At 24.4% G+C, this 17,604-nt stretch carries 13 protein-coding genes; 5 read left to right on the forward strand and 8 right to left on the reverse strand.

What is annotated here, in order from left to right:
• Window positions 1–26 precede the first annotated feature (26 nt).
• On the reverse strand, window positions 27–2,516 hold the full coding sequence (secA, locus tag OC680_RS00095; RefSeq protein WP_304515155.1) for a preprotein translocase subunit SecA: 2,490 nt from the start codon (window positions 2,514–2,516) through the stop codon (window positions 27–29).
• A gap of 593 nt (window positions 2,517–3,109) precedes the next feature.
• Between secA and OC680_RS00100 the strand changes: the two genes are divergently transcribed.
• The gene (locus tag OC680_RS00100) at window positions 3,110–3,649 is read left to right on the forward strand and encodes a hypothetical protein (protein WP_304515088.1); all 540 of its coding nucleotides are present in this window, start codon (window positions 3,110–3,112) and stop codon (window positions 3,647–3,649) included.
• Window positions 3,650–4,215: 566 nt separating this feature from the next.
• Here the strand turns inward: OC680_RS00100 and mscL are convergent.
• Window positions 4,216–4,662, reverse strand: a complete 447-nt coding sequence (gene mscL, locus OC680_RS00105) for a large conductance mechanosensitive channel protein MscL (RefSeq protein ID WP_304515089.1) — start codon at window positions 4,660–4,662, stop codon at window positions 4,216–4,218.
• Between the two features lie 537 nt (window positions 4,663–5,199).
• Here mscL and OC680_RS00110 point away from each other — a divergent pair.
• Complete coding sequence (locus tag OC680_RS00110; protein ID WP_304515090.1) at window positions 5,200–6,834, forward strand: ABC transporter ATP-binding protein; 1,635 nt, start codon at window positions 5,200–5,202, stop codon at window positions 6,832–6,834.
• Window positions 6,835–6,909: 75 nt separating this feature from the next.
• On the opposite strand, the gene OC680_RS00115 is transcribed toward OC680_RS00110, so the two are convergent.
• The 3 genes from OC680_RS00115 to OC680_RS00125 form a co-directional block, all read right to left on the reverse strand.
• Window positions 6,910–7,866, reverse strand: a complete 957-nt coding sequence (locus OC680_RS00115; protein WP_304515091.1) for an HD domain-containing protein — start codon at window positions 7,864–7,866, stop codon at window positions 6,910–6,912.
• Between the two features lie 129 nt (window positions 7,867–7,995).
• Complete coding sequence (locus tag OC680_RS00120; protein WP_304515092.1) at window positions 7,996–8,955, reverse strand: tRNA nucleotidyltransferase/poly(A) polymerase-related protein; 960 nt, start codon at window positions 8,953–8,955, stop codon at window positions 7,996–7,998.
• A gap of 25 nt (window positions 8,956–8,980) precedes the next feature.
• Window positions 8,981–9,832 (reverse strand): DegV family protein, encoded by an 852-nt coding sequence (locus OC680_RS00125; protein ID WP_304515093.1) that lies wholly within the window; start codon window positions 9,830–9,832, stop codon window positions 8,981–8,983.
• Window positions 9,833–10,393: 561 nt separating this feature from the next.
• On the opposite strand from OC680_RS00125, the gene OC680_RS00130 reads away from it, so the two are divergent.
• From OC680_RS00130 to OC680_RS00140, 3 genes are all read left to right on the forward strand, one after another.
• A complete protein-coding gene (locus OC680_RS00130) occupies window positions 10,394–10,672 on the forward strand; it encodes a hypothetical protein (RefSeq protein WP_304515094.1) in 279 nt (92 codons plus the stop codon).
• 659 nt (window positions 10,673–11,331) lie between these two features.
• On the forward strand, window positions 11,332–13,341 hold the full coding sequence (gene ligA / locus OC680_RS00135; protein ID WP_304515095.1) for an NAD-dependent DNA ligase LigA: 2,010 nt from the start codon (window positions 11,332–11,334) through the stop codon (window positions 13,339–13,341).
• A 19-nt stretch (window positions 13,342–13,360) separates the two neighbouring features.
• Window positions 13,361–13,702 (forward strand): holo-ACP synthase, encoded by a 342-nt coding sequence (locus OC680_RS00140; protein WP_304515096.1) that lies wholly within the window; start codon window positions 13,361–13,363, stop codon window positions 13,700–13,702.
• A gap of 98 nt (window positions 13,703–13,800) precedes the next feature.
• Here the strand turns inward: OC680_RS00140 and OC680_RS00145 are convergent, their stop codons facing one another.
• The 3 genes from OC680_RS00145 to OC680_RS00155 all read right to left on the reverse strand — a co-directional run bounded on the left by OC680_RS00145 (window position 13,801) and on the right by OC680_RS00155 (window position 17,509).
• Window positions 13,801–14,649 (reverse strand): hypothetical protein, encoded by an 849-nt coding sequence (locus OC680_RS00145; RefSeq protein WP_304515097.1) that lies wholly within the window; start codon window positions 14,647–14,649, stop codon window positions 13,801–13,803.
• Window positions 14,650–15,460: 811 nt separating this feature from the next.
• Entirely contained in the window at window positions 15,461–15,991 is a 531-nt protein-coding gene (locus tag OC680_RS00150) for a DUF2963 domain-containing protein (RefSeq protein ID WP_304515098.1), read from the reverse strand.
• 228 nt (window positions 15,992–16,219) lie between these two features.
• A complete protein-coding gene (locus OC680_RS00155; protein WP_304515099.1) occupies window positions 16,220–17,509 on the reverse strand; it encodes a glucose-6-phosphate isomerase in 1,290 nt (429 codons plus the stop codon).
• Window positions 17,510–17,604 lie beyond the last annotated feature (95 nt).

Here is a 17,604-nt window from a genome sequence, read left to right on the forward strand (position 1 = left end):
AAACTCCTTTTATAAAAAAAAAGATTTTAATTCCAAGGTTTTTTCATATTTCTGATATTTCTTTTTCTTTTGGTATATTGTTCATGAGATTTAACAGGCGGTTCAACCATTAAATCAGATTGTAATGACGAAGTTAACATGTTATTTAAAACAGAAAATTTTAAAATCATTTTTGTAATATTTATGGAGATATTTTCTATCATCTGATTAAAGAATTTTTGTCCTTCGTTTTGATAAACAGTTAAAATATTTTGTTGACCGTAACTTAAAAAACTAATACTCTTTCTCAAAACATTCATATCATTGATATGACTTTTAAACTGATTATCAATATTTATTAACATAATTAATCTTAACATATTTGAATAATGTTTTTCGCCAAGTATAATAAGTTTGTTTTTTTGTTTTTGTAAAAGATATTCAGTTTTTCTAGCAATTATAGGTTCTACTTCTTCGAAAGTAATTGTTTTTAAATCGAATTCTTCTGCGCTAAAGGTATTTTTTGGAAAAAAAGTCATTTCTAAATAATCAATAAGTTTTTGGATATTGCATTTGCTTTTATCATTATTTTTATTTGAGAAAAAATTTCTTATTTTTTGATTTAAGGTTGTTTGTATAACAGTTAAAGCTAATTTTTCTACATCATGAGATACTAGAATATCTTTTCTTTGTTGATAAATAATTTCTCTTTGTAATTTAAGAACAGAATCAAATTGTAATACAAATTTTCGGTATTCGAAATTAGAAGATTCAATTTTTTTTTGTATATTAGTAAATAAATTTGTTAAAAATTGCGAAGAAATATTATTTTTATTTTTGTCATTTGTTTGTAACAAAGAGATCAATTTGGCAATTTTAGAAGCACCAAAACGTTTTACAAGTTCGTCTTCTGCAGAAACAAAAAATTGTGAATAACCAGGATCTCCTTGGCGTCCGGCACGCCCTCTTAGTTGATTATCAATTCTTCTTACTTCATGTCTTTCAGTGCCTAAAACTGCTAACCCTCCGAGTTCTACAACACCTTCTCCTAAACAAATATCAGTGCCACGACCAGCCATGTTAGTAGCTATAGTAACTGAGCCTTTTCTGCCTGCTTTAGCAATTATTTCAGATTCTTTTTCATGATTTTTAGCATTTAAAACCTCATGAGGTATTCTTCTTTTTCTTAAATACTTAGAAATTTCTTCTGAAACTTCTACAGTAACTGTCCCAATTAAAATAGGTTGTTGTTTAGCATGTCTAATTTCAATATCTGCTAATAGAGCTTGCCACTTATCTTTTAAAGTTAAAAAAACCAAATCTTGAGCATCTTCTCTAATCATTAATTTATTAGTAGGTATTTCGATTACTTTCATTCCATATATACTAAAAAATTCTTTTTCTTCTGTTTTAGCTGTTCCAGTCATCCCTGATATTTTATTATAAATTCGAAATAAATTTTGATAAGTGATAAGAGCAGAAATTTCAGTTTCTTCTTTAATAGGACATCTCTCTTTAGCTTCCAAGGCTTGATGTAACCCATCGCTAAATTGACGTCCAATTAAAATTCTTCCTGTAAATTGATCAATAATTAAAATTTGTTCTTTATCAACTAAATAATCTTTATTTCTTTCCATAATAAAACAAGCTTTTAAAGCATTTTTAATAAAATGTAATAAAAGGGCATTATCATTGCTATAAAAATTACTAATTTTAAAAAAAGATTCTGCTTTTTTAATGCCTTCTTCTGTTAATTCAATTGTTCTAGATTCCAAATCAATAATATAATGATCAGATTTAAGACTTTTAGCAAAACGATCAGCATCTCGATAAAATTTTCTGCCTTTACGAATATTATCAGAAATAATAAGAGGGGTTCGGGCTTCGTCTATTAAAATAGAATCTACTTCGTCAATAATAACGTAATCATAATTTCGCTTCATTAAAACATTAGAAATATCACTTTCCATGTTATCTCTTAAATAATCAAAACCTAATTCACTATTAGTAGAATAAAGTATATCGCAATTGTAAGCTATCTTTTTTTGTTGGATACTTTGATTTTTAGTATTTAATCCTACAGACATACCTAAAAAACGAAAAATATCTCCTATCGCTCCTTCAGCTTCACGGCGCGCTAAATATTCATTTACAGTGACAATGTGTACACTTTTACCACTTAAAGCGTTCAAATAAGCAGGCATTACAGAAGTTAAAGTTTTACCTTCCCCTGTTTTCATTTCTGCAATATGTCCTTGATGTAAAATAATAGCTCCTAAAAGTTGGACATAATAAGGAGTTAATTTAGTAACCCTTTTAGAAGCTTCTCTTACAAGAGCAAATGCTTCCACTAGTAATTCATCTAAAGAAACCCCTTCTTGAATAAGCTTTTTTAATCTTTCGGTTTCTCTGGGAAAATCTTGGTCTTTTAGTTGAGCTTTTATATCACTTAATTGTTCGATTTGATGAGCTATTAAACGAATACTTTTTAAATGTTTATGCGAAGAAGCAAAAAAACTTTTTACAAAAAACCAGATTTTTTTATACAAACTCAGTATCACGAGCCTTAATTCCTTTGCTTAAAAAAATAATAATACAATTTACAAGCAAATAAGATTCTATTATCTGCATCACTAAAATAAATACATTTAAATGGTTTTAGTTGAAAAATATAAAAAAAACTTAATGAAACAATGAAAAAACTATTTTCTGATTTAAAAGCTAAGGACTCTTTAGTAAAAACAAGAAAAAATATTTTTTCAATAAAATTTAGTTCTTTTCAAATTCTTTTTAATTATATCAAAATTGAACAATTATAAATTAACTTTTAACTATTTGCATTAATAATATGTTACTTTTTGTAATGAATTTTAATAAAAAATCATTTATTCTAAACACAAGAATTCTTAATAATATAACAATACTTATATATCAGACTCATTAATAACGGATAATAAACCTATTCCATGTCTTTTTTTTATAAAAAGTGCTTTTTTAATTATCTTTACGTGTTATCATACGTTGTAACAACATTTTCATAAAAGGAGATAAGATTATTATATCCATCAAAAAAACTAAATGTTAATTATAAGTTTAAAATATCTAAAACAGAAAGTACATAATCAAATATATGCTAATCAGTCTATTTAATAAAAATAAATATAAGATATTTTTGTGGATATTTGTTTTTTTTACTATTTTACATGTTTATAATTCTGAACGTCAATTTTTTAATCATCTTAAATTCACATATCATGTAAAAAATAAAGAAATATTTTCTCATCAAAATTATCAAAAAATACAAGAATTTAATGAAAACCAAATTTTAATTAAAGAAACTCTTCTTTTAAAAGAAGAAAATAATATATTTACACTATACATTAAAGATTTTTATCCGAATGGCAACTTAAAAAAAGTTGTTGAAAATTATTTTCAAACTAATCAGTTACATTTTATTCGAAATTATAATCAATATGGTGTTGTATATGAAGGAGTAACATATAATCTTCAAGAAAAAAAAATAGGTGATATTAAAATGTTCTCGGATGAAGGGTTCATACAAGAAACAATTTTTTATGATCATCAAGATGATGTATTTCAAATATTGGAATATCTTCCTGATGGAAAGTTATTAAGTTCTTTTACACACAGTTTTGACTCGCATGACTAAAAAGGAAAAAAGAGTACCTTGTTAGCATGTACTAAATCATAAATCAACGACATTTACAAATTTAATGTAATAAAGTTAAAAAGCAGCGAAGTGTTGTTATAGAGAGTTATGTATTATATAAAACAACCTTTAAAATGAACTTTAAAGTTGAAATACCTACCTACTATATAGAAAAAACACAAAAGAACACAAAGAAAAACTTTAGTAAAGGAAATTAAAAGTTATAAACCAGAAGTAGATATAATCAAAGTTAAATTAAAATATATCAAAACATATTTAAATAAAAGAAAATACAAGATGCATAAGTTGTCATTGTTATTAGCTAACAAGAACTAGCAAAAAAAGTTTGATGATAACCTAATAAACAAAAATAATTAACTCGACGAACTCTAACATTAACATTGCTTTTGTATGTTATCATTACAAAAACTATTTATTTAAAAAGGAGGATTTAATAGATTAAATTTTTTTATCTAAGTGTTTCAACGCGTAATGTAATGTCCAAACTCGAAATAATAAACAGAAAATAAAAATTATTATAACAATTCATTCTAATTTAATTAGATTTATTTTTTGTTTTTAAGAATTTCTTTGATTTCATTTAAAACTGCAATTTGTTCTTTTTCTTTTAAAGAAATACTACTGTGTGTAGTTTGTTGTGCTTGAGGATTAGTTTGATAGTGTTTTTTGATTTGTTTAGAAAAATAACATAGAACTATATAAATAGCCAAAGAAACTGATAAAAATTCAAAAACATTCTGCATAAAATTGCCATAATTAATAGAAATTTCGCTATTCAATTTGATTTTTAAATCTTTTAAGGAATAATGACTATTAAAAATCCAAGTAATAGGAGGCATAATAATGTCTGTAGAAAGAGAACTTACAACTTTAGTAAATAACTGTCCCATAATAAATGCAATAGCTAACTTAACAACATCGCCTTTATTTATAAAATCTTGAAATCCTTTTTTAAATTCTTTTATCTTATTAAGATTTATTTTATCAGACATAAAATTTCTCCTTTTTATCAAAAAAATACTATCTTTAATTATTTTAATTAACATAACATATTAATTTAACTGTTAAATCTATAAATTTAAACTATTTATAAATACAATAATCTTGACCTAAAATTTTTTTAATTTAATTCGTCTATCTATTATCATAGATCCACTTTACTTCGCTTCTTTAAAATTTCATCCGTATTCAGTTAAAATTATAACACATAAATAACTTTGTCACGCATGCCCATTTTAGTTTTTTCTATTTTTTTATCTTTCTAAAATTAGAAATGTAAATATTATGAAATGTTAAAAAAAGTTCAACACTAACAAAATTCAGCATATTTATCTTCTGGAAAAACTTGATTATACTAAATTTTATCTATTTTAAGTTCATAATGATGTTTTAAGTTAGTTTACTATATAAATTCATTCGTCTTCAGCAAGAAATAACTTATAATGCGTTAATAATTAATAATTTTCTAAACTCTGGAATGAGAATGTGAAAAAACAATCTAAAAAGAAAGGTTAAATTTATTTTAAGTCATGATTAGAATAAGAGATGTTATTAAAAAATATGTTATTACAGAAGGCAATAGTTTTTTCCAAAGAGAAGAAGTTTATAATGGGCTAGAAAATGTGTCTTTAAATTTTCCTGATAATGGTATGTTTTTTATTTTAGGTAAGCATGGTTCTGGTAAATACACTTTATTAAATGTTATCGCAGGGATTGATAATGTAGACAATGGTAGCATTACAGTTAATAATAAAAATATTGTTCCTTTTAGTCAAATAAAACTAGATAATTATAGAAATGCTATGATTAGCTTTATTTTCCAGAATTGTAATCTAGTTGAAGATTTTAATGTCTTACAAAATATCGCTTTGGCTTCGGAATTACAAAATAAAGAAATAGATAAAAATGTATTAGCTAGTTTATTAAAAGAATTTGATTTTAATATCTCTTTATTAAATAGAAAAATACATCAATTATCAGGCGGGCAAAAACAAATTGTTGGAATTATTAGAGCTTTAATGAAAAAATCTCAAATAATTTTAGCTGACGAGCCTACTGGAAACCTAGATATGGGAATAAGTCAAAAAATATTTGATAAATTAAAGGCGATTTCCAAAGAAAAATTAGTTATTATTGTTACACATGATCAGACAATTGCTTATAAATATGCTGACCGTATTATCAAAATAAATAATAGTCATGTAGAAAATATTCTGGTTAGAAAAACAAAACCACTACAAAACCAGATTCCTAGCCACAAAAAAGAAACAGCATCAAAAAAACTACCCATTACGGATTATGAAAATTATGAAGAATCTTTTTCTAATGAATCTATATTTGATGAATTAAGTACAAATGTATTTTCTCATGCTAAAGAATTTGATTCTCTGCCTAGCCATTTATCTTTACAAAAAAAATTCAAAATGACTTGGAATTTTCTCACAAAATCAAAAAGATTATTTATAACAAGTATTTTATATACAACAATGTTTTTTGCTCTTTATCATGTAAGACAAATTTCATTGGCAATAGGCCCAAAATATTTCGAACAAAAATCTATTTTTACAATCCCATACGAAATTTTCAATAATCTTCGTATAATATACGAAGATTACGGAACAAAAATGACTTTCTTATTCGTTTATATGCCATACATAATATCTATATTAATTCTTTACAATACTTTCAACATAAATATCAAATTTAAGAAAAAAAACATAGGTATTTTAAGATTATTAGGTGCTAACATTTTTACTGTATTTAAAATTATTTTAGTAGAATGTTTTTTATTTGCTTTTACTGTATTATTACTTACATATTTTATTATCTGTACACAATTCCGATTTGAAAATCCCACTCCAAAACTAAATTATCCCAATTCTAATAGTTTCTTTTCATCTTATAAACCGATACCAGATAAATTTAATGCAACAAAAGAAGATAGATATTTTTATTTACAAAAATTTGTAAGAGCAATAGGTATGCCACAAGGGAATTTTGCCATGCTTACTTTACAAGGATATTTTGCTGTGCCACCATTCATTAGATTTACAAAAATTATGTTTCTATCTTATCTACTTATTTTTTTCTTAAATTTAGTAAGTTTACTCTTGCCCCTCTTTAAAATATCTATACTAAAACCTATTGAAATAATGAACAAATAGATCTTTTCATAAATAACAATCTTTTTTAGCTAAGGCAAGAAAATTTAGAAACTTTCTTTCTTTTTTCAGTAGTAATTATTCTGGTATAATTGTCAAATCTGGTTTATAGAAACATTTCTTTTCTAAAATAGCTAAGGGGTCTGAAAAATCACCTTTATCAGTTTTTTCTAATATTTCTTTTAAAACGGTCAATTTAGCATCTATATTATCTAAGTGCCATAACAAAAATGCTTCGCTGGTTTGTGGTTTTTTAAAGGCACCATATTCTAATAATCCATGATGAGAGATTATTAAATGTTTCAAAAGCAAAATTTCTTCTTGATTTTGAACATTTAATAAAACTGCTTCTTCATGTATATGATTTACTCCTAAAATTAAATGGCCTAATAAAATACCTTCTTTAGTATAATTTTTTTGAGTAAAATCAAATTCTTGTATTTTAAACATATCATGCAAAATAATCCCAGAATATAATAAGTCAACATTTAAACAAGGATACATTGGAGATAATAATTCAGCGATTTTCAGCATATTGGTAGTATGATAACCCAACCCACCATAATAGTTATGGTGCATTTTAAATGCTGCCGGAGAAATTAAAAATTTTTGTTTATTTTTAGTATATAAATTAAAAGTAATTCTTTTTAAAATTGGGTTTTTAATGATAGATAGAAATTTTTCTATTAATGCTGCAATTGCATCAAAAGAAAGCGGTGCACATGTAAAAAAATGAAAATATAATTCATAAATCCTTTGTAAATTAAGAACATCTTCTATAGGATCTATTTTTTGACACAAAAAAATATTTTTGTCATTTTTTAAAAGAAAAATGACTTGAAAAATATAAATTTTATCCACTATAATATTTTGATAATTTTTGTCTAATTTAATATTAACACAGGTATTTTCCGGAATTAACACATTAACATTGTGAAAATTATCTCCCTTATTAAAGCTTGTTATTTTGCCTGTTATTTGATATGTTTGACCAATTTCTTTTTCTTTGAAAATATCTGTTTGTTTTTGATACATATATTTAAATTCATGCCTTTATTCATTTTATTATAAGAATATTCAAATACTGTTAATGAGTGGACTTTTATATCGCAACATGTTATTCCTCCCAAATATAATATTGAAATGAAGAAATAATAAAATAATCTATTTAACGCATTCGTTTTGCATAATTTTTTGGATTTGCTCTTTTAACATTTGAAAATATTCATCGTTATAACATAATAGGTCATTACTTTTTTGTTGTTGGTGCCAACAAAATATTTTTTTTAGTAGTTTTTTAAATCTAGTAGCAAAAGGGAAATCATGAATAATTTGGGGATCTAAAATAAAAGATAAACTAAAAAATAATTCTTCTGACACATCTTGTAAATTATTTCTCAACACAAAAATAATCCCTTTTTTTAAACTTTTTACAAAATCAAAAGCCTTAGTTTCTTGCAAAGAAGAAAAAGCTTTTTGAATATTTTTTTGTTGTAAAATTTTACTAAACTCTTTTAATAACATCTGGTTTTTTATTTTTTGTAATAAAAAAATATTTTTCTTCAAAATAGAGAAAGTTTCCTCTTCTATTTCAAAATTAAGTTTTGCCTGAAAATAAAAAATTCTCATCATCCTTAAAGGGTCTTCTGTTAACTTATTATGAATATTACCAATGGTTCGGATAAGTCTATTTTTTAAATCAAAAATACCGTTAACATAATCGAATATATTATTATTGTTGTCTAATAAAAGAGCGTTAATAGTAAAATCACGCCTCATAATGTCTTCTTTGACATCTGATACGAATTCAATATCCGAAGGATGTCTGTAATCAAAATAATTTTTTTCCTTACGATAAGTAGTGATATCAAAATAATGATTTTGAAAAAAAATCTTTACACATCCATATCTATTATCCATTGAAATAAATTCCGAAGAAAATATTTTTCTTATTACCGAAGGATGAGCATTTGTAGTAATATCCACATCACGAATAGGCAATTTTAAAATCCAATCTCGAACAGCCCCCCCAACAATGAAAGCTTCTATTTTTTTTTGTTTAAGTATTTTCAATATTTTTTGAGCTTTTGTGATCTTAATAATTTGATGTTTGTAATCTAACATAAAAAATAAACTTCTGCTATATTTGTCAAGATTTTAAAATAACTCCTACTCCTAAAACATTATTGCCTACATGTGCTCCAATCGAAGGAGCTGAAGGTATTTCTAAAATATTTGTTAAATGAAGTTTTTGTTCTAAAATCAATCTTAATTTTTGTCTCATTACAGGATTACCTGTAAATAAAATATGAATTAAGAATTCTTTATTTTTTGTATATAATCTAATTCTCTCTATAATATAAAGGAAAGCTTTTTCAATATTAAAAGTTTTTTCGATTAAAACTATTTCACCTTCTTCGTTCACTTGCAGAATAGGTTTAATTCTGAAAAATCTTCCTAGCAAACTTTGTGTTTTAGACAAACGCCCATTTTGAATTAAATAAGTTAAAGAATTAACCACAAAAAAAATAGTATTATTCTGTCTTAAAAAATCTAAATAATTGATTACTTCCGTAACAGAAGCTCCTTTAGCGAATAAACGGTGAGCTTGAAGAGCGAAATATCCTTCTGAAAAACAAACGGTCTTAGTATCATAAACGATTACTTCAACTTCATTTTTAACTATTTGTTTAGCTTGAAGAATACTATTATAACTCCCACTCAAGTGTTTGGACAATGTAGTCACAAAAATTTTTTTATATCCTTGTTGAGATACTTTTTTAAAATAAGTTACTATTTCACCAACCGAAGGTTGAGATGTTTTGGGTATTAATCTAGGATTCTTATTTAGAATATTATAAAATTCATAAGCTGTTAAATTTACCCCATCTATATATTCTTGATCATTAATAAAAATTTTCATTCTAATTACATCAATATCATTATTTTCTGGTAAATAATCTAAACAACTAGTGGATGTTGCGGCTACTCTTATATTCATATAAATCATAATCCTTTAGTTTTTGTATAAACAATTCATAATAACCTATATTTATAACACAATTATAACAAAAAAAAGTAAAAAAGTATTTATCCCACAAATATAAGTTGCTTAATAACCTTGTTTGAATGGTGCCTAAAGCATAAAAAATTGACTATTTCTCATTCTCATAAAATATAATAATAAAAAACTTGATTCAATGATGGATGACATTTTGTAAATGAATTAATCCAATGAATAGAAAAAATTATTGCTTATTTATGCATTATCTTTTTTTGGGATAACAATTAATACTAACAAATAATAATTGTGCTGTTTAATTAGTGTTTTTAATTAGTAACTAATAAAAGATATTTAAAATAATTACTTAAATAACAATAGCATTTAGAAGATTTGATTCAATTCTTCAAACCAAAAACCTAATTAAATAATTCCAGAGAGTTAAAAAATTACGATAAAAAGAGAAAATAAGGCATCTAGATCTAAAATTAAAACAACTAAAGCTCATCTTAATAAAATAAAAGCTTATGACCTTCAGAAAGTGATAATGAGAGCTTACGTTTGAAAACATATCCTACAAAGAAAAAAGTCATTGGCAAAATTAAAAATAATTTTAAATTATCTTTCGAATTAACAGAAGATTATTTGCAAAATAATCAGAATAAACAAGAAAAAAAGAAGAAGACCTGCCAAAAATCTTTAAAAAATAGCAATACATGTTCGCGATTTTCGCATCAACTAACTAAAATAGTCACTAAATTTCCTAAGTTGAATTCCAAATTAGTAAACTTAGGGTTCAACATAAATCTTTCGCTTCTAAAGAACACTAAACCTTGCTGAAAATTTCAAAAATAGTTTAAAATATGATTGTAAGTAATTTAAACTAAGAAGATTAAGAGTTAACCTTCTCTTTATAAAAAATTATTTCCGAGAAAGAATATAATTAAATAAAGGATTTAGATAAATATTTAAATCAAACAAATCATTTCAGATAATTTTAATTTATTTCTTTATTTACTTAGGATTATTATTTCTTGCCATAGCTGCTGGAATCAATTTAGAAGCAAAAACCCCAACTTATAACAAAAAACAATTTATTAAGACAATTAAATAGTGCTTTTGCTGATATATCCATAACTTCTAAAACATGATTGCCCGTATGCAAAATATCTCCACGCAAATAGAATAAACTCAAAAAATGAGCTTAACATAGTGAATATGTAAATTGTAGAAAAGAACCGCTATCAAAGTCAAAGAACAAATAATGTACCAAATAATCATTGAAGAAGTTAAATTATCATTCATAACTCTCTCTCTCTCGTTCTTGAAAGTCTTTTTATTTAGTTATATCACGCATAATAATAAATTATTAAGATTTATTTTCCATAATATTAAAATTTTAGCAATAGAAAAATATTTTTGACAAGATTTGACCAAGAACTACCCCCTAAAGTATGATGAAAAAACATAATATAATGGTAATAAAAAGGTGGAGCAATGTGACATTCCATATAGCTAAACAAATAAAGTTTTTAACAGACACCCTTACTCAAGCAAATTATGAATATTATAATTTAAGTGATCCTTCACTAACAAACCAACAATACGATGCTTTATTACAAGAGTTAATAATCCTCGAAGAAAAATACCCTCAATATAAACTTTCCTATAGCCCAACTTTCAAAATTGGCGGTAATTTAAATTCCAACTTTCAAAAAGCAGAGCACTATTCGCCTATGTTATCGCTAGAAAATGTTTTTGATATAACTAAATTACAAAAATTTTATGATCGTATATTAAAAAAATTTCATAATTGTAATTTTGTGACAGAATTAAAAATAGACGGTGTAGCTATAAGTATAAAATATAAAAAAGGGGTTTTAGCGCAAGCTCTTACTAGAGGCAACGGAATCAAAGGTGAACTAATAACAGACAATATTAAAACTATTAAAAATATTCCTTTAAAAATTAAAAAACCAATCGATTTAGAAGTCAGAGGAGAAATTTTTTTTGATCATCATAATTTTGAAAAATTAAACAAAGAACAAATTAAAAAACATCAAAATACATTTGCTAATCCTAGAAATGCTGCTTCTGGAACAATAAGATTATTAGACTCTAATATTGTCGCTAAAAGACGTTTATCCTCTTTTTTTTACACGATCATTAATCCTCCTATTGAGATTCAAACACAAGAAGAAGTTTTAATGTTTTTGAAAAATATGGGTTTTTCAGTTAATCCACATTTTTATGTTATTGATACCTTCGCGCATATAGTCGAAAAAATAAAGTTTTATGAAACATTCAGGTTAAATCTAAATTATGACTCTGACGGTATAGTTATAAAGGTTAATCAATTATCCTTATATCCTTTCATAGGATATACTACAACATTTCCTAAGTATGCTATTGCTTATAAATTTAATTCTACCGAAAGTGAAACTATTATCAAAAATTTTAGCTTTCAAATAGGAAGAACAGGATTAGTTATTCCTATAGCAGAACTTGTTCCTGTTATTATTAGCGGTAGCATCATCTCGAGAGTAACTTTACATAATTATGATTATATAAAAACAAATGATATTCGTATTAATGATAGAGTATTAATCCATAAATCAGGATCTATTATTCCCCAAATTATCAAAGTTATAAAAGAAAAAAGACCTGGTATTTCGCTTCCTTTCCAAATGATTACTAATTGTCCTTTCTGTTGTTATAAATTAAACAAAGAGCTGGATGAAGTTAATTATTTTTGTTCTAACAACGAATGCAAAGAAAAAAAAATAAAAAAAATTATTCACTTTGTTTCTAAAGAAGCAATGGATATTAATATTTTGGGCGAAAAAACAATAAGTTTGTTAAGCCAAAAAGGGTTTTTAAATAAAATCTCTGATTTATACTGTTTAAATGAATTTAAAAATGAATTAGAAAAATTGTCTTTCTTTGGCGTTAAAAAAGTTAATAAAATTCTAATAGCCATTGAAAAAAGTAAAAAAAATACTTTAGATAAAATTTTATTTGGGTTAGGGATTCCGCATGTTGGTCGTAAAATAGCTGAAATACTAGCCAATAAATTTAAAAGTATTTTTCAGTTACAACAAGCTAGTATTAACGAGTTAATAAAAATTCCTGAAATAGGAATTAAAATTGCTAAAAGCATCCAGCATTATTTTAAAGACACTCAAAATATAGAAGAAATAAAAATATTACAACAGCATAAACTTAATTTCGAAATGAACAATAACAAAATTACTAAAAGTAGTAATTTTTTTTATCAAAAAAGAATAGCTATAACGGGGGTTTTAGAACGTTATTCTCGCGAACAAATATTTACTATTTTAAAAGAATTAGGTGCTTTCATAACAAATTATCTTTCGCATAAAACAGATTATTTAATTTGTGGTACAAAAAGTGGATCGAAAATAAATAAAGCTATTGACTTAAAAGTCAAGATCATCTCTGAAAAAGAATTTTACCGGTTACTATCCTTATCATTAAATAATATATAAATAAAAAAGGCAAATAAGAATGAAAAACATTGGTATCGATTTAGTAGAAATGAAAACAATTAAAAAGATTGGAGTTCAAAAAATAGCTAATCGTATTTTATCTAAGCTAGAATACCAAATTTATAATAAAATTCTTTCTGTTAAACGAAAATGTCATTTTGTTGCTGGACGATGGGCAGCTAAAGAAGCTATTTTTAAAGTTTATAGCAAAGGTAATTTGTGTAACAATTATTATGATTGGTCTATATTGAATGATGAAAAAAATGGATCTCCTTATGTTATTGATTTTTATAACAATCAAGTTATGATTTCTATAACACATACTGATAATTATGCTTTAGCTTTAGCCATTTTAGTGTGATTCTAGAAATATTTTTACTTTTTTAAATAAAAAAAAGAGTTTTAAGCTCTTTTTTTTATTTAATGTCGCAAAAATTTTGTTTTAGTTTCGGCAAATACTTATGATTTAGGTTTAATAAAATGTTTATAAATATAGATAAAGAATATGAATATAATACAATTCCAAAAAAATAATAAAAATATGACGAAACTTTGAATATTTACGGATTTTTCTTGTCTATCCGAAGAAAAAAAAGATGTTTTTTGAAGATTATTTTTCAAATTATAATTTTCCAACGGATTTAATTTATTTATAAAAAGATTTTTTAAATTATGTTTATTTTGTTTATATGTTTGTATAGCTTGCTCGAAATTATATCTAGCGCGATCATATTTATTATTTATAAATTCGTTATTATGTTCCATATCTGCTTGTTCTATTAAATTATTACCTTTATTATAAAAATCAATTGCATTCGCTATTGGATTAGCATCAAGCTTATACTGCGTTTTACTAACTAATTCTGGGATTATTTTATTTTCTTCATCTAAAAACAAATTAATTATTTTAAACAACTTTTCGTTTTTTTTCTTAGTTTCTTCGAACATTTGTTTAGTTATTTTTGTGTTATATTTTTTAATTTTAGTAATTAATGATTTATATTTTTGGTTTATACTATTAAGAAATTCTTCAATTTCTTTCAAATTATTTTGATTATTCTTTTTGTCTGATATTGCTTTTAATTCTATTAAATTATCATTTAATTTTTCTATTTCTACTGCACATTCTTCAAAAATAAGCTTTACAAATGAATTAGTATTTGCTTCATTAATCTGTTTTTTGAGTTTTTCAGCATAATTCAATTCTACTGTGGCAATTCTTTGGTTTTGTTCAATTTGTTTGTTTAAATTAAAAATATTATCAGAAGAATTACTATCCGTTGCTGTAATATAATTACCAAAATTCACAAAAGCGATCAATATCAAAAATATGTAAAACAATAATAACAAAAATTTTTGTTTACTTTTAACAAAAACTATCTTTTGTAATAATGTAGTTATTTTTATTTTGCTCTTTTCTAATTTAACAATGTATTTGGAATAAAAAACATTTTTATTATATTACAAAAATATAATATTTTTATTATAACACCTGTTTGTTATATACTTTAAATTTAATTATTATTATTATTTATAAATTGCATAAATTATCTTTAAGTTGAAAAATTTAATACAAATATTTAATTAATCATCTTTGAGGTTGTTTATTTTTGGTTATCAAAATAAAAAAACACCTCGTCATATTATAACATATGTAATTAATGTACAAAGAACAAAAAAAGACATTAAAAATACTTAAATTAATGTATACACAAAGCTAATCATTATCTTTTACTTAGTATTTATATGATTTTATCATCATTTTATATAATGCTTCTGTCTCTTTCTTCCTTATTGCTATCTTATGATAGCTATCCATGGCAAAAAAGAAAAGAAGTTTAAAGAAAGAAATAAATTGGTGGTTACAGCAAAAGACACATAAATAAAATACGAAAAAATAAAAATACCTAATATTAATGCCAATTATATATTAAAACAATAGTAACTTAGTAAAAATTACTAGTAATTTACTCTTTTAGAAATGTCGAAACATCTTTTTATTTTGCTAAAATATCATTTTTAGACAATGTTTTTTTAACAGCACTTTAATTCTAAATAAAAAATACAGCAAAAAGCATGATTTTTTTCGAAGTCAAGAAATAATAAATAACTACTTTAATTAATTAATGGTATCATATATCAATGTACCATCATCTTTATACGAAATACTTCTAATCATTTTACCAGTGTTTTCGTCAAATTGGCGTATAGAAGCAACATTCGAATTAGCATAATAGATAACATGACTAATACATTTACCGTTAACAGAATAATGTTTAACGCAGGAAATATGATAAAAATCTTGGTTAGTTTTAGTATAAAAAATTTCTTTTACGATTGATTTTGTATGAGAATTCCAAAATGTTTCTTTTTTACAGGAATCATCATCATGAAAACTAACAATTCCATTTTTAATATCTAAATTATAATCACTATTAACAGAACTAGAAGAAGGAGCAGAAATAGTAGATACACTAGAAGATACACTAATATCAGAAATTTTTTTACGCAACAAATGATTTTCTTTATTAATTCTAATCATAGCGTCATCAAGATACTTATAACTCACTGACAAAGCTTCAATAGCAAAAAAAACAAATATCATAATAAAAAAAATTATAATAAAAAAATAAAATTTAATAATTTTCATTAAAAATAATCTCCTTTATATATAAAACTATTCGCTGCTGGCAAAATAAAATTAACTAAATATGCAGATAAAAATTCATATATATCTAATTTTTAATTTATACAAAAACCATAATATTTTTTTATTATTTATCAAAGCAATAAATTTATTGTAACAATAACTTGCTACATACTTTAATTTATTGGTATACTAAGATTATATAAAAATCATTGAGAAATTAAAAATTAATTAAATGTTTTTTAAAAGAGCTAACATTTTATGTTTATATATTTCTACATCTGGTTGATCAAAAGGATTAATGTCTAAAAGCAAAGCAGAAACGGCACAAGCTTTTTGAAAAAAATAACATAAATATCCAAAATGATATTCATTTAATCTATCAATAATAATTTCAATATTAGGGACATTTCCTGATATATGTGATTGCTTTGTAGCTTGAAGAATTTTTTGATTAATCTGTGAAAAAGATTTACCTGCAAGATAGTTTAGCTTATCTAGGTCGTAAGTCATTTCAGGAATAATACAATCATTTTTAAGAGAAGTCACATTTAACACTGTTTCAAAGATAATTTTAGAGCCTCCTTGGATAAATTGTCCTAATGAATGAAGATCTGTCGAATTATTAACAGAACTTACAAAAAGACCAATATCAGATTTACCTTCTGATTCTGCAAACAATTGTTTCCACCATTCTGAAAAGGCCATTAATTCAGGATCATAACAAACCAATAGCTCGATTTGTTTACTCATTTTTTTATAAAGCAAATATCTAGCTACAGCATATTTATAAGCTGAATTAAAACAAAGATTTTCTACAGAAGTATCAATATAGGCTTGATACGCTCCTTTTAAAATATTATCAACATTCAAATTAGCAAATATAAAAGGCAACATACCTACAACAGTTAAAACACTAAATCTGCCGCCAATTGATGCTGGAATAATAAATGTTTCGTAATTTTCTCTCAAAGCTATATCCAATAAAATATTTTTTGGTTGACTACCTGTAGTTACAAAAATATATTCACAAGCCTTTTGAACACCGTATTTTGTTTCAATTTCTTTTTTTAAAACTCGAAAAGATAAAGCTGGTTCTAAAGTATTACCTGATTTAGAAATAACATTAAGAGCCCATTTTTTATCTTTTAAATATTTAATTAAATTTGATAAATAATTTCCTGAAACTTGTTGTCCTGCAAAAATAATTTCTGGGGTTGGTTTTCTAAAAAAAGTTTGCGTAAATTCTATTCCTGCTCTAGATCCTATATAAGATCCTCCAATGCCGATAATCACTAAAGCATCTAAATCTTTATATTTTCTTTTTAAGGTTTTGATTCTATTAATTACATTTTTATCATAATTAGAAGGTAATCTTAACCATCCTAAATCCTTATTTTGTAATAATAGATTATGATGTAATTGAAAATGGATATTTTTTATTTTAGGTGTAATTAACTTAACTTCTTGGCCCCAATCCAAAAAAAGATTAAGATCATTGATATTTAACTTGAAACTCATTTCATTTCTCTCCACAAAGATATTTGTAAATCTGAAATATCCAGAATAAAAAAATAACAGACAATCAAAATGAAATATATATCTCAAACATGAGC

The organism is Candidatus Phytoplasma melaleucae, from assembly GCF_030588185.1.
Lineage (GTDB): Bacteria > Bacillota_I > Bacilli_A > Acholeplasmatales > Acholeplasmataceae > Phytoplasma > Phytoplasma melaleucae.

What these genes read in the sequence shown, in the direction of transcription:
- OC680_RS00100 (WP_304515088.1), top strand. Translation starts at nt 3,110, where the DNA reads ATGCTAATCAGTCTATTTAATAAAAATAAATATAAGATATTTTTGTGG.
- mscL (WP_304515089.1), bottom strand. Translation starts at nt 4,662, where the DNA reads ATGTCTGATAAAATAAATCTTAATAAGATAAAAGAATTTAAAAAAGGA.
- OC680_RS00110 (WP_304515090.1), top strand. Translation starts at nt 5,200, where the DNA reads ATGATTAGAATAAGAGATGTTATTAAAAAATATGTTATTACAGAAGGC.
- OC680_RS00115 (WP_304515091.1), bottom strand. Translation starts at nt 7,866, where the DNA reads ATGTATCAAAAACAAACAGATATTTTCAAAGAAAAAGAAATTGGTCAA.
- OC680_RS00120 (WP_304515092.1), bottom strand. Translation starts at nt 8,955, where the DNA reads ATGTTAGATTACAAACATCAAATTATTAAGATCACAAAAGCTCAAAAA.
- OC680_RS00125 (WP_304515093.1), bottom strand. Translation starts at nt 9,832, where the DNA reads ATGAATATAAGAGTAGCCGCAACATCCACTAGTTGTTTAGATTATTTA.
- OC680_RS00140 (WP_304515096.1), top strand. Translation starts at nt 13,361, where the DNA reads ATGAAAAACATTGGTATCGATTTAGTAGAAATGAAAACAATTAAAAAG.
- OC680_RS00150 (WP_304515098.1), bottom strand. Translation starts at nt 15,991, where the DNA reads ATGAAAATTATTAAATTTTATTTTTTTATTATAATTTTTTTTATTATG.
- OC680_RS00155 (WP_304515099.1), bottom strand. Translation starts at nt 17,509, where the DNA reads ATGAGTTTCAAGTTAAATATCAATGATCTTAATCTTTTTTTGGATTGG.